Source organism: Phocaeicola barnesiae DSM 18169 = JCM 13652 (assembly GCF_000374585.1).
GTDB lineage: Bacteria > Bacteroidota > Bacteroidia > Bacteroidales > Bacteroidaceae > Phocaeicola > Phocaeicola barnesiae.
This window is the reverse complement of record NZ_KB894659.1, coordinates 37578-51702: the sequence shown is the minus strand read 5'-3', so window position 1 is coordinate 51702 and position 14125 is coordinate 37578. Positions and strand designations below refer to the sequence as shown.

The 14125-nt window shown below is 44.6% G+C and carries 9 protein-coding genes; 3 read left to right on the top strand and 6 right to left on the bottom strand.

Annotated features, from left to right (window positions below):
* The first annotated feature begins 363 nt into the window (after nucleotides 1-363).
* Entirely contained in the window at nucleotides 364-969 is a 606-nt protein-coding gene (locus C510_RS0114080) for a ribonuclease HII (RefSeq protein ID WP_022339130.1), read from the top strand.
* 98 nt (nucleotides 970-1067) lie between these two features.
* Here the strand turns inward: C510_RS0114080 and C510_RS0114075 are convergent, their stop codons facing one another.
* A complete protein-coding gene (locus C510_RS0114075; protein WP_018711918.1) occupies nucleotides 1068-1838 on the bottom strand; it encodes a lytic transglycosylase domain-containing protein in 771 nt (256 codons plus the stop codon).
* A 209-nt stretch (nucleotides 1839-2047) separates the two neighbouring features.
* Here C510_RS0114075 and gpmI point away from each other — a divergent pair, with 209 nt between their 5' ends.
* Together gpmI and C510_RS0114065 are read left to right on the top strand one after the other, a co-directional pair.
* Nucleotides 2048-3562, top strand: coding sequence for a 2,3-bisphosphoglycerate-independent phosphoglycerate mutase (gene gpmI / locus C510_RS0114070; RefSeq protein ID WP_025892251.1), 1515 nt, complete (start codon nucleotides 2048-2050; stop codon nucleotides 3560-3562).
* A gap of 202 nt (nucleotides 3563-3764) precedes the next feature.
* On the top strand, nucleotides 3765-4346 hold the full coding sequence (locus tag C510_RS0114065) for a DUF3109 family protein (RefSeq protein WP_025892252.1): 582 nt from the start codon (nucleotides 3765-3767) through the stop codon (nucleotides 4344-4346).
* A gap of 81 nt (nucleotides 4347-4427) precedes the next feature.
* Here the strand turns inward: C510_RS0114065 and C510_RS0114060 are convergent, their stop codons facing one another.
* The 5 genes from C510_RS0114060 to C510_RS0114040 all read right to left on the bottom strand — a co-directional run bounded on the left by C510_RS0114060 (nucleotide 4428) and on the right by C510_RS0114040 (nucleotide 13992).
* Nucleotides 4428-5753: a FimB/Mfa2 family fimbrial subunit gene (locus tag C510_RS0114060; protein ID WP_018711915.1), complete on the bottom strand. Its 1326-nt coding sequence runs from the start codon at nucleotides 5751-5753 to the stop codon at nucleotides 4428-4430.
* Between the two features lie 156 nt (nucleotides 5754-5909).
* On the bottom strand, nucleotides 5910-6968 hold the full coding sequence (locus C510_RS16945; RefSeq protein WP_018711914.1) for a SusF/SusE family carbohydrate-binding protein: 1059 nt from the start codon (nucleotides 6966-6968) through the stop codon (nucleotides 5910-5912).
* A gap of 20 nt (nucleotides 6969-6988) precedes the next feature.
* Complete coding sequence (gene susD / locus C510_RS0114050) at nucleotides 6989-8659, bottom strand: starch-binding outer membrane lipoprotein SusD (protein ID WP_018711913.1); 1671 nt, start codon at nucleotides 8657-8659, stop codon at nucleotides 6989-6991.
* A 21-nt stretch (nucleotides 8660-8680) separates the two neighbouring features.
* Complete coding sequence (locus C510_RS0114045) at nucleotides 8681-11698, bottom strand: SusC/RagA family TonB-linked outer membrane protein (RefSeq protein ID WP_025892254.1); 3018 nt, start codon at nucleotides 11696-11698, stop codon at nucleotides 8681-8683.
* A gap of 110 nt (nucleotides 11699-11808) precedes the next feature.
* Nucleotides 11809-13992, bottom strand: a complete 2184-nt coding sequence (locus C510_RS0114040; protein ID WP_018711911.1) for a glycoside hydrolase family 97 protein — start codon at nucleotides 13990-13992, stop codon at nucleotides 11809-11811.
* Nucleotides 13993-14125 lie beyond the last annotated feature (133 nt).

The window sequence follows — 14125 nt, the reverse complement described above, 5'->3', positions numbered from 1 at the left end:
CGAATCTACAAGGTTTAATGAATATAAACTCTTGATTAATAAGTGTTTAATATATTCTTGTGGACAGCATATCCCCGTTTGAACCTATCTTTGATAACCTTCTCACTATGACACAGATAGGTTGATGTCGGCTTTTATGGATTGGGATTCCGGGTCCCTGTTTTATGAAATGTTTGTAAAATGTAAATAAAATGTACTCGCAGGTTCGGAGCTTGTCTGCACTGAGGCTCCTGAAAGCATTGCCCGTTACCTTATGAACCGCCCCTGTAGATAACTTTTTCATAACTCCTTATTAATATATATCCGCTTTCCAGGAGAAAGCCGTACCTTTGCAGTCCCAAAAATTAAAGGAGAGGAGAACGCATGTTATTACCCTATATGCACGAAAATCTGGTGGAAGCTGGCTGTGATGAGGCTGGCCGTGGATGTCTGGCCGGAGCGGTATATGCAGCGGCTGTCATTCTGCCGCATGATTTCCGCAACGAATTGCTGAATGATTCCAAGCAACTGACAGAGAAGCAGCGCTATGCACTACGTGAGGTTGTCGAGCGGGAAGCGTTGGCGTGGGCAGTAGGTGTAGTGACTCCCGAAGAGATTGACCGCATCAACATCCTGAATGCTTCATTTTTGGCAATGCATCGGGCGGTCGATCAGTTAAAACTGCGTCCTGAACATTTGCTGATAGACGGTAACCGGTTCAAAAAGTACCAGGATGTACCTCATACGACGGTCGTAAAGGGGGATGGAAAGTATATGGCCATTGCTGCCGCTTCGGTGTTGGCAAAGACCTATCGGGATGACTATATGAACAGGCTGGCTGAAGAATATCCACAGTACGACTGGGATAGTAACAAGGGATATCCCACTAAAAAACATCGGGAAGCTATCCGGTTATATGGAACAACTCCTTATCACCGAATGAGTTATAATTTGTTGGGCGACGGACAGCTGTCGCTTGACTTCAAATAACCGTAAGGAATTATAAACCGAAGAAATGAACAGCCTGTTAATAGCAGAAAAGTTATTAACAGGCTGTTCATTTCTTGTTGTTATCTTGGGGGAGCTGTTTATTTCCTTCGGATCTTCTTGTAATACAGCATACTTTCCTTCAAACCGAAGTTGCTGGGATTGGTAAAGATAATCTTAGAGGCCAGAATGCGGTAGATGTAGCGGTTGGTTTCTTCTACCAGTTGCAGGTCGATGGATTCGTCTACCTGCTGACGTTCGAGTTCCGTACCGATGCGTCCTTGCCCGATGTTATAGGATTGGGCGACGGCTACCCAGTCCTTGAACTTGTTATAGGCGGTCTGCAGGTATCGGCAGGCAGCCTGGGTGGATTTTTCGATATCCAGCCGTTCGTCGATTTTCCGGTCTACCCGTAAGCCGTATTCCTGGGCAGTGCCTTTCATGAACTGCCAGAGTCCCAAAGCTCCCATCGGGGAACGGGCTTCCGGATTCAGTCCGCTTTCTATGACCATCAGGTACTTGAAGTCGTCCGGAATGTTGTTCTTTTCCAGAATCGGCTCAATGATGGGAAAGAAATAGTTGGCACGTTGCATCAGGGTAGATGAATGGCGTGAGAGAGAAGCCAGCTCGCGGCGTAGTTTCCGTTGGCGGTATAGCGGGTCCAGGTTGACTTCCTGTCCGCAGAAGCGCAGGACATTGGGACTGAGGAGGCTGTCGATATCGTTCATGACCGGAAAGGAAGGCGAACCCTCCAGTTCTTCTTCCGGAATAGCCGGTTCTGGGAGGCGGTCAGGTCCTTGAGCCTGAGCCGGTAGGCTGAAAAACAGGTTGGCCAACAGGCTAACCGTCAAGTAAAGTATACAATGTTTCATAAAGCAATAAACCTTCTTGTTCCTAAGGGTTTTTCAAACCGGTGCAAAGGTACTGCTTTTCCGGGGGATTTTTTATAAATCCGGACAAAAAGAGTAGGCGGTGTCTACTAAAAATCATAAAAAGTTTCGTCCATGCAACGGATATTTTGTACTTTTGTATGCCTTTATGTAAAACGAATAATTATCAACTTTTTAAATAACATAGAATTATGGCTAAGAAAGCGCTTTTAATGATTCTGGATGGTTGGGGATGTGGCGACCAGCAGAAAGATGATGTAATCTTTAACACCCCGACTCCGTATTGGGACAGTCTGTTGGCTAACTATCCGCACTCAGAGCTGCAGGCAAGCGGCGAAAATGTAGGTTTGCCTGACGGTCAGATGGGTAACTCTGAAGTAGGTCACCTGAATATCGGTGCCGGACGCATTGTTTATCAGGACTTGGTGAAGATTAACCGTGCTTGTGCTGATGGCAGCATCCTGCAGAACAAGGAAATCGTTTCAGCATTCTCTTATGCAAAAGAACATGGAAAGAATATCCACTTCATGGGCTTGACTTCAAACGGTGGTGTACACTCTTCTTTGGAACATCTGTTCAAACTGTGTGACATCTCTAAAGAATACGGTCTGGAAAATACTTTTATCCACTGTTTCATGGATGGTCGTGATACCGACCCGAAGAGCGGTAAGGGTTTCATCGAACAGCTGTCTGCACACTGTGAAAAGTCTGCCGGTAAGATCGCTTCCATCATCGGACGTTTCTACGCTATGGACCGCGACAAACGCTGGAACCGTGTGAAAGAAGCTTACGATATGTTGGTGAGCGGTATCGGTAAGAAAGCTACTGATATGGTTCAGGCTATGCAGGAATCATACGATGAAGGTGTAACCGACGAATTCATCAAACCGATTGTCAACGCTAACTTCGACGGTACCATCAAGGAAGGCGATGTTGTTATCTTCTTCAACTACCGTAATGACCGTGCTAAAGAGTTGACTATCGTACTGACTCAGCAGGATATGCCGGAAGAAGGCATGAAGACTATCCCGGGCTTGCAGTACTACTGTATGACTCCGTACGATGCTTCGTTCAAGGGTGTACACATCTTGTTCGACAAGGAAAACGTTCAGAATACACTGGGCGAATACCTGGCCAACAACGGAAAGACTCAGTTGCACATTGCAGAAACAGAAAAATATGCACACGTAACCTTCTTCTTCAACGGTGGTCGTGAAACTCCGTACGATAATGAAGACCGTATCCTGGTTCCGTCTCCGAAAGTAGCAACTTACGACTTGAAGCCGGAAATGAGCGCTTACGAGGTGAAGGACAAACTGGTGGAAGCCATCAATACTCAGAAATATGACTTCATCGTTGTGAATTATGCCAACGGCGATATGGTTGGTCATACCGGTATTTACGAAGCTATCGAAAAGGCTGTTGTAGCTATCGACAACTGTGTGAAAGATACTGTTGAAGCTGCCAAAGCTAACGGTTATGAAGTTATCATCATTGCCGACCACGGAAATGCTGACCATGCTTTGAACGAAGACGGTACTCCGAACACTGCTCACTCACTGAATCCGGTTCCGTTTGTTTATGTAACCGAGAACAAGGCTGCAAAAGTAGAAAACGGTGTGTTGGCAGACGTTGCTCCTTCTATCCTGCACATCCTGGGTATGCCTCAGCCGGCTGATATGACAGGTAAGGATTTGATCAAGTAATCTCTGAACAGGATTTTTTTATGATAAGGAAGAGGAGCCTGCGGGTTCCTCTTTTTTATTCCTGGATTTTAGCGGATTATCTTCTCCTGTCGATGTCTTTATGAATCGGATGAAATTTTAATTCGAATGCCGGGGTGTTTTTATGGAGGGAAAAATCGTATCTTTGCAGTCGGTTTTATTTTCAAAGAATGAAGTTATGAGCATGGTACAAATAGATGATGTGGTCATCAGTCTGGATGTGTTTCGTGAGAAGTTCCTGTGTAACCTGGATGCCTGTAAGGGTGAATGCTGTATAGAAGGCGACGCAGGTGCTCCGGTGGAACTGGAGGAAGTAGAGAAACTGGAGGAAGTGCTTCCGGTTATCTGGAATGAACTGTCGCCCGAAGCACGTGCGGTGATAGATAAACAGGGTGTGGTGTATACCGACCAGGATGGTGACTTGGTTACATCAATCGTGAACGGGAAAGACTGTGTCTTTACCTGTTACGATGAAAGAGGTTATTGCTATTGTGCCATCGAAAAAGCTTACAGGGAAGGACGCTGTAATTTCTATAAGCCTGTTTCCTGTCATCTGTATCCTATCCGTATCGGTGATTATGGCCCCTATAAATCAGTAAGCTATCATCGTTGGGATGTCTGTAAGGCGGCTGTACTGTTGGGCCAGAAAGAGAATGTACCTGTCTATAAGTTTCTGAAGGAACCGCTGATTCGTAAATTTGGGGAGGACTGGTATAAGGAACTGGAAAGTGTGGCAGAAGAGTTGAAGAGCCAGCACCTGATTTAGAAAAGAAGGAAACATAGAGGAAGGGCTGTATGGCAGTAATGATGTTGCCATGCAGCCCTTTTTCAATGGATGGGTACAAGCTCATTGCGCCAGCTTGACACGGACAATCTTGACACCACGGAGGTAGTATTTGACGGTTTCTCCTGCTTCTTTCACTATATTGTTGCTGAAGCTGAATGTCTTGGTGTAGTTTTCGCACAAGTACCGTGCGCCATCATTCGTATAAAAGCGGTCAAAGTAATTGTCTGCAAGGTATTTATTCAACTCAGCGGTTTTCTCAAAGTATTGGCTTTTAAATTCTTTGGCTTCTTCTGCCGTAAAGACACGCCAGTTGTCCAAATGGTCAATGCTATATTCTTCAATGATACCTGGTGCATCAGCTGCCAATACATACCATTGGTCCGGGCTGATGAGGGTCGCTATGACTTCGGTCTCTGATACAGGCTCTACCTTCCATACATAGAAATATCCCCAGATTTTCTCGGCTATCGGCAGTTCTGGAGCTCGGAGAATGGTTTCTGTATCATCGTTGTTCTCTTCTTCTTCTGTTGTCTCTTCATTGAGGTTGAAACTGATGTCGAGGCCCGGTTTCCATCCTTCTATTTCGAAAGTGCTTCCCATGGAAATGCCGTCTTGGAATGTACCGGTGAATCGATAGGGCTGTGACGGTTGTAGCATGTTTGTATAGGTATATGAATAGGTCTCATTGCCGTCAGGCCGCTTGATGGTGATACTCAAGTTGGTCCGGTCACTTTCTGAAGGGAAGACATAGAATGTTTCGGTCTCCCATCCTTCTTCGGTTTGAATGCAGTCGATTGAATAGGATTGCTGGTCATTGCTGTAGTTACCGATGAAGGACATGCCTGAACTGACAGGGGAAACCTGGATTTCTACTTCATCGGCATCCTCGGGGATTGTCTGTAAGTTGAAATTGAGTGCTGCCATGGCGTATGACAAGGACAGGTTGACTTGGGTGTTTTCTGTCAGGGAGATTCGGCTTTGTCCGGATAATAAAGGAATTTCTGCGTTATTCCCTGACTTGAATTCTATATAATCATTGGTTGTCGGATGGTCAGGGAGAATGTAATACTCTTCCGATAATCCTGAAAATGCGGTTAGGGTATACTCTCCTTTTTCCAGTATCTTTGAATAGGTTTCCTCGGTATCTGTAATTTCAGTTTTTTCTACCAGTTCACCTTCCTCGTTGAAAAGTAAGACGGTCAGCGGATAGTATTGTTCGAGTGATATGCCGCCGCTTCTGACATGCAGACTCATCTGATACCCTTTGGAAGAACTTTCTTCTTCCGCGTCTTCTTCTTCCAGAACATAGCTTCCACAGGCCGGTAGTATAAGTATGGCTATGAGCCAACAACTCCTGATACAATTGAAAAGAATTTGCTTTTTCATAGTAAATTGATTTGTTTTTCTGAAAGAAACGTCGGGATTCAGTAGTTTTTCTTCTTTTGGGTGTTAAAAAATGCAATCCAGAAAATGAAAAAAGAGGATATGCCGAAAAAACGGCATACCCTCTTGATGCAAACTTTATGGATTTAAGTCAAACAATTATTCTTCAGGAATAAGTTCGGCATGATAAGCACCATCTGACAGATACAGTCTGATGGTATAAGTTCCGGCATTGACAGCAATGTTTCCTCCGTTCAATACCAGTGCGTCCAGACTGCCTCCTAACGAAATACTCCAGGCACCATCCTGGCGGAACTTGATTTCTCCACCGCTCAAGGTCGCCTTAGCTTCCAATGCTTTACTTTCTTCGTTATAGGTCAGTTGGATGTCTGAATCCCATCCGCCTGGAGTAGCATCACCTACAACACCCCATGTACAGGCTTGAAGCTTATACGTCATTTTGCTCAGGTTAACGTCTACCTGATAGAAGCCTGGTTTAGGCACGGCTATGTTACCTCCACCTTGTTCCAAGGTTCCGTTTGCTCCGCCGTAGTTCGGGTCATTCCAAGAGGTAGTTGTCATGAACTTGAATTCTGTATTCAGTTGTGCATAACCGCTGAAAGTAGTACCGGCTTCATCGCTGGCAATGATGACCGGAGCGGTGCCGTCGGTTGCCCAATCCTGGTGGTTACCTACCAGATACAGCTTGGCAGGTTCTGTTGAAACCTTGGTATAATAAGGTTTCACATTGACTTTCATTGTTTCAGAATAGCATTTGTAGGCGTCTGTTGTACTTAAGGTAGACTGTACACGTACGTATACTTCTGCTGTTGATGGGAAAGTAGCCTCATCGTACCATTCGTTCAGAAGAATCAGACTTCTGTTCAGTTCTTCTGTCTTTACATCGAATGTTGTTGAGGTATAAGTGGTCTCCAGTGTCTTGTATGATGCCGGAGTATCACCTTCTGCTTCTGTCCAGTTGTCATCTTTGTTGATTTGGATAGAGTAGGTTAGAGGTGCACTGTAACCGTAATCGGGTGCTACACATCCCCACTGGATGGTGGAATTGGCTTCCAGATCATATACTTCGCTGGATGAAATATTCAGTTGAAATGTAGTCGGCTGTTTGATGGTAGGATTATCATCTCTGTCGCTTTCACAGGCTGTCAGTGCAAAAAGGCCTGTCAAGCAATAAGCCATTATATTCAGATGTTTCATACTTGTTTTCTTTTTTGTGATTAGTAACCCTCGTTCTGTGACATGTTAGGATTGTTGTTGATGTCTGATTCCGGAATAGGGAATACGTTATAGATATCGCTTACAGCCTGTCCGTTCTTGACTCCACCTTTCCAATCCCATAGATATTTGCTGGTAGTGAAGCTGTCGAATCGGATAAGGTCGCTGCGGCGACGTCCTTCCAGATAGAACTCACGTGCCCATTCATCCAGGATATAAGTTTCTGTCAAGTCTGCCAAAGAAGGTTGGGCTGTACATCCACGTTTGCTGCGCAAGGTCTGGATATCTTTCAGGGCAGTATTCTTGTCGTTCAGGCGGAAGCATGCTTCCGCATGTGTCAGATAGGCTTCTGCCAGACGGAACAAAGGAATATCTGTATCCGGATATTCGGTGTGGCTGGTAGCTGCACCATCGGAACGGATGTTCTGCCATTTTACGATGGACAATCCACTCTGGAAGTTTGAAATCTTGTCCGGATCGATGGTACGTTTTCCTCCTCCGGCTCCTGAATAGAACATGGCTCTGTCATCACCTGCTGCTGCAATGATATCTTCGGTGCGTACACCGTACTGTGCATCCCAAGCATCGATTTCAGCATCGTTGGCAAACTGTTCCTGGGTAGGAACTTCTACATTGTCAGGAATCATCGGAACATCGCCGTTCGGGAAGAACTTGTTGACCAATGCATTGCGCGCAATCAGACATGACCAACCGTTTGTTGTTCCCATGTGTGGCATACCTCCGGTACGGGTACCGCAAATCAGATAGGTTGAACCTCCGTAGTTTCTTGTCTTGACACCGTCCTGACGAATAGGAAGGATGATTTCTTTCATTGCTTTTGCGTTCTGGTCATTGTCTGCCATGAACATCAGCTTATAGTCATCACACAGTTCATAATAACCGGAATTGATGACTTTGTCAGCATAAATCTTTGCGTTTTCGTAATCGGCTGTGCCGGTGTATACTTTGGCATTCAGATACAGACGGGCACGGAGTAACCAGTTGGCTGCTTTATCTGCACGTCCGAATGGAGCTTGTCCCGGTTCGTACATGTCGGCTTCTGATTCTTCAAGCTCTTTCTGGATGAAGTCATACAAGTCTTTTCCGCTTTTTTCTTCCGGTAAAGTTTCAGTGTCAAAATGTTCCTTGAAAGGAGCTTTACCGAAGAGATCCAGGAAATACCAATAGTGCAGAGCACGCAAGAAACGTACTTCAGAGCGTTGTCTGTTGGTTTCTGTATCATTGATTTCAGCTATCTGGTCGAGGAAGAAGTTCATTTGAGTGACATCGTAACCCAAACGTACATAAACCCATTCTGTACGTTGGCTGGAAGAGTTCCAGGACATTCCAGTGAACTGTGGAATATCCACATTGTCTTGCCATACCCATACACACTCATCAGTTGAAAGTTCCTGACAGTTGAAGGTTGTACGGTAGAATCCGGATTCTCCTTCATCCTGTCCGTCCAGGTCCGGTTTACCAGCCAGTCCTTGTTGGCCGGTCAGTCCTAACATGGCATATTGTTTCACGAATGCACTGGCCTGATCGAAAGCCGGTGATGTCTGTGGGTCGATGGAACTGATATCAAGATCATTGATACAAGATACGTTTCCCAATGCAGTCGCCATGATGAAAGCGGCTGAAAATATATGTTTAAGATATTTCTTTTTCATATTGTTCTGTTTTATCATGAATTAGAATTGTAAGCTTACACCCAACAGGAATGTCAAAGCACGTGGATACGGGTTTGAATCGATACCGCTCTGTACTTCTGGGTCAAGTCCCGGATACTTCGTAATGATGAACGGGTTCTGGCAAGTAGCATAGATACGTCCACCGATACCTTTGTAAGAAGATGACTTCAACAGGTCTTTGAACGAGTATCCCAATGTGATGTTGTCACAACGCAGGAAGGAAGCATTACGTACGAAGTAGTCACTCATATAGTATTCTCCTTGTCCAGCGAAACCTAATTCGATACTTTCCGGTGTAATATTTGAGAAAGCAGTATTAGAGAACAATCCGGAAGAACTGCTGTTTGCCTTTCCTACCAGGAAGTCATAGTAGACATAGTTGTTCAAACTGGCTCGCAGTGAGAAGCTGAAGTCCCAAGCTTTGTAGGTCATTTTTGAGGTAAGACCCATCAAGAAGTCAGCTGCCGGTTTTTTGTACATGTATTTATCAGAAGCGTTGATGATACCGTCACCATTGCGGTCTACATAGGTATTTTCAATTGGTTTACCGTTTTCATCGTATACCTGCTGATATACATAGAATGAGTTGGCCGGATATCCTACCTTGTTTGCCTGAACCTTGGTATTGTTACCTGCAGCAATGGAATTACCAGTCTCTACATAATAGTCGGCATCGTTACCACCAGTCAGTTCTGTAATTTCGTTGTGGTTCCAAGTGAAATTGTAGGTCAAATCCCACATGAAATCCTTAGTCACGATTGGTTTGGCATTGATTGAAAATTCTACACCATAGTTCTTTAAAGAACCGATGTTTTGGAACATCTGTGCGTTGAAGTTTGTTCCTACCGGAATCTTTACTTGGTTCAACAAATCGTTTGTGTCACGTAAATAACCATCAATGCTACCGGCAATACGTCCATTTAGGAAGCCGAAATCGAATCCAGCATTGTAGGTCGTAGTCTGTTCCCATTTTAACTTAGTATTGTAGGCGCTTGGACGTGTACTTGAATAGTAAGTGTCTCCAAACGGATACAATGCGGAGTTATCGCTGGTTACATACAGCGGCATATAGCCGAAGTCAGTATCAACATCCTGCTGACCAGTGATACCCCATCCTAAACGGAGTTTCAAATCAGACAAGAAATCAACATCCTTCAGGAAGTTTTCTTCCTTCAGTTTCCATCCTAAAGCCAATGATGGGAAAGTACCCCAGCGGTTGTCTTCTGCAAAACGTGAGGAAGCATCCCAACGCATGGTGAAGGTAAATAAATAACGGTTTTTCCATGCGTAGTTCAGACGTCCGAAATAGGATACCAAAGTGTTACGTGTTGCATAAGCATTTTCGGCAGCAGTCTTAATGTTGTATGCAGTATTTGCATAGCTATCCCATCCCTGAGAAGTCCAATAGCCATTGTTATGGAAGTGTTGTTCCTCACCACCGGCCATGATATCAATCATGTGGTCGTTTATATTTTTAATGTATTGGGCATAAACATTGTATGACAGGTTGTACTTATATTGTACATCACGTTTGGTATCACCGTAATAGTTGTTTGAGAATGAATAAGGAGAATAAATGGTTGTCTGTACACCTTCTGCATATTCACCACCGATACTTGCATGCAAACGTAAGTCTGGTAAGAAGTGGAATTTGTAATCTACTTCGATATTTCCTACAAAGTCGTTGCTGTTTGAACGGTCATCTTTTTGTTCCAGAGCAGCTAAAGGGTTCTGCGGTGTATTCTTATTGGACGTATAGTTCCAGTTCGGATCACTGAATCCGGAAGTCGCTTGATAGTTCTGATAGAAGCCACCAAATACATCAAAGATATCGCTGTCACCGTATACGGGACGGGTTGGATCCATTGACAAGGCTCCTCCGATAGCTGCACCAGAATCTGCATAACGGTTCTTTCCATTCATGTATTTGGCATTAACATTTACTTTCAGATGATCGTCAAAGAAAGAAGGTGCCAAGTTCACAGAAGCAGTGAAACGTTGGAAGTTAGAGGTCTTGATAATACCGTTATTATTACTGTATCCTAAAGAAACACGGTACGGTAAGTTCTTGAATCCTCCGTTGATAGAAACGTGGTGGTCGGTACTTACCGCTGTACGGAAAATCTGGTCCTGCCAGTCTGTATTGGCTGTTCCCAGTGTACCCGGCATATTGTCGCCGAAAATCTGTTGTGCATAAGCACGGTATTCGTCACCGTCCAATACGTCGTATCTTTTCTGTGTTGTAGAAACAGAAACGGAACCGCTATAGCTTATTTTAGGAGCCTGTCCGCTCTTACCTTTCTTTGTCGTAATGATAATGACACCATTTGATGCACGTGAACCGTAGATGGCTGTTGCAGAAGCGTCTTTCAATACAGTGAAGGTTTCAATATCTTCCGGGTTAACCATTGACAGACCGTTAGACATACCTTTGATACCTTCGTTATCGATAGCCAATCCATCAATAACAATCAACGGGTCGTTTGATGCGTTCAGAGAAGAACCACCACGGATACGTATCTGTGCACCACCACCCGGGGTACCATCATTCGAAATTACGCTCACACCGGCTACTTTACCAGTCAACATGTCTTGGGCGTTGGTTGTGATACCTTTACTCAATTCATCCGGCTTGATAGCTGTTACTGAACCAGTGGCATCGTCTTTCTTTACAGAACCGTAACCGATGACTACCACTTCATCCAAGATTTCTGAATCGTCCTTCAGAATGACATTCATATTAGCGGCTGCAGGTAATTCTTGAGATTGGTAGCCGATAAATGAGACGACGATGATATCGCCTTTTTGGGCTTGCAGCTGGAAGTTACCGTCGAAGTCTGTGATGGTACCGTTAGTAGTTCCTTTCACTACAACATTGGCACCGATGACTGCTTCACCCGTGTTGTCTTTTACCACACCTTGCACTGTCAGGCTTTGCGCGAAAGTCTGTACAGCAATGAGCATTCCTACCACCCATAATAGCAGGAATTTGCTGGATTTCTTTAAAACTACTTTCATTTTCATATTATTAAATTAAAAGTTAGGGAATCTCATTTCTTATAAAAATACCTATTGAAAACACACAACCTTTGTTACCTAACGATTTGATTATCCCTATTGAACCTAAATTATTTGTTGATTTCTTTGATTGATATGGCATAACCTCCACCTACGGCTGCAGTCAGTTTCAGTTTGCCCTTGTTCGTTACTTTTTTCTTTGTAATCGTATATGCCTGAGGATTCTTGTCCCAGCTTGCATCTTTAGCGTCTGCGTAGATGGTTGCTTCATATTTCTTCCCCGGAGTCAGAAAATCCAGTGACAAATCAGATACGTGTCCGTTGTAACCGGCTGTGCATCCTACGTACCAGTCATTGGTTCCTTTGGCACGGCGGGCAATTGTAATGTATTCACCCGGTTCTGCTTCCAGATATTTGCTTTCATCCCAGTCGATGGCTACATCTTTGATGAATTGGAAAGCGTCCATGAAACGTTCATAGTTTTCAGGAATGTCGGCTGCCATCTGTAAAGGACTGTACATAGTAACATATAACGCTAATTGGCGTGCTATTGTTGTACGGACACGTGAATGATTGCTTGGGTTCATCTTGCTGCAATCGGTTTCGAAGATACCCGGGGTATAATCCATCGGGCCACCAATCAATCGTGTGAACGGCAGGATTGTGGTATGGTTTACATTATTACCACCGAATGATTCATATTCTGTACCACGTGCAGATTCGTTGCCTATCAGGTTCGGGTATGTACGGCACAGACCTGTCGGACGGACGGCTTCGTGTGCGTTGACCATCAGTTTGTAGTCGGCGGCTTTGGTCACTGCATGCAAGTAGTGGTTTACCATCCATTGTCCGTAATGGTGTTCACCGCGTGGAATGATATCACCTACGTAACCGCTCTTTACAGAGTTGTATCCGTTGTCTACCATGAACTGGTATGCTTTGTCCATGTGACGTTCGTAGTTGCGGACAGACGCTGAAGTTTCGTGGTGCATCATCATCTTGACGCCCTTACTTGCAGCATAGCGATGTATTTCCTTAACATCGAAGTCTGGATAAGGAGTTACGAAATCGAATACATAATCCTTGCTCTTACCGAACCAGTCTTCCCAGCCTTCGTTCCAGCCTTCTACCAGTACGGCGTCAAATCCATTGGCAGCGGCAAAATCGATATAGCGTTTTACATTGGCTGTATTGGCTGAATGTTTGCCGTTCGGTTTGGTCTTGGTATAGTCTGTTTCTCCCAGTCTTACGCTGGCCAGTTCGTCTGTGTAAGCCCATGAACCTTTTCCGGTAATCATGTCCCACCATACGCCGACGTATTTCACCGGTTTAATCCATGATGTATCGGTGTACTTGCACGGGTCGTTCAGGTTCAATGTAATGCGTGAAGCCAGGATGTTGCGGGCGTCGTCACTTACAATGACTGTACGCCATGGAGAGTGACAAGGAGTCTGCATGTAGCCTTTGTCTCCTTTGGCATCGGGTGTCAGCCAGGATTCGAAGACTAAATTCTTGTCGTCCAGATTCAGGTGCATACAAGAATAGTTCACCAGGGCCGCTTCATGCAGGTTGATGTAAAGTCCGTCATCGGTCTTCATCATCAAAGCAGTCTGTACACCGGTAGGAGAGAAGACTGTCTGTGAAGAGTTCGGAGTAACTGCCTTTTTCATCAGTTCTCTGATTTCTGACAGGCGTGAAGTGGTATAGTCGTATTCTTGGGTATCGTAGTCGCCCGGAATCCAATAGGCCGTATGGTCACCGCTCATGGCGAACTGGCTGTGTTCTTCCTTAATGACGAAATAGTTCAGGTTCTTCTGTTGTGGAAATTCATAACGGAAACCCAGACCGTCGTCAAACAGGCGGAATCGGATGACCATGCAGCGGTCGTTCGATGGCTGGTTTAATGTAACCTCAAGCTCGTTGTAATGATTTCTGATGGAACTTTCCTCTCCCCATACCGGATGCCATGTCTCATCGAAAGTACTGGTTTTTGTATCTTGGATGGTGAAGCCACTCATCAGGTTGGTCTTTTCATTCAATTGGTCTCTGTCTGTACGTGGAGTCGCTTCGAAATCGGTTTGTTTGTCGGCATTCTCTTTTTTCAGTTCCAGACCTAGCGTACTCGGTTTGATGACGGCTTTTCCTTTAAAGAAGAGGTCGTATGTGGGAGCACCTGCCTGATTCAGGCTGAAGTTCATCACCAGGTTACCGTCGGGTGATGTCAGCTTTTGTGCCTGTGCGACCAAAGCCATGCAGAACAAAGCTGCAAAGGTGAGATGTTTTTTAATATTCATACGTTTTTCTGGTATTAAGGTTAACTGATTTCTCATTTGTTCCACAAATTTAAAACTATAGAAATCAGTTTGACCGTATTAGAACAAAAATATAAAAATATAGAAAGGATACCTATTGATAATCTCTTGTCTA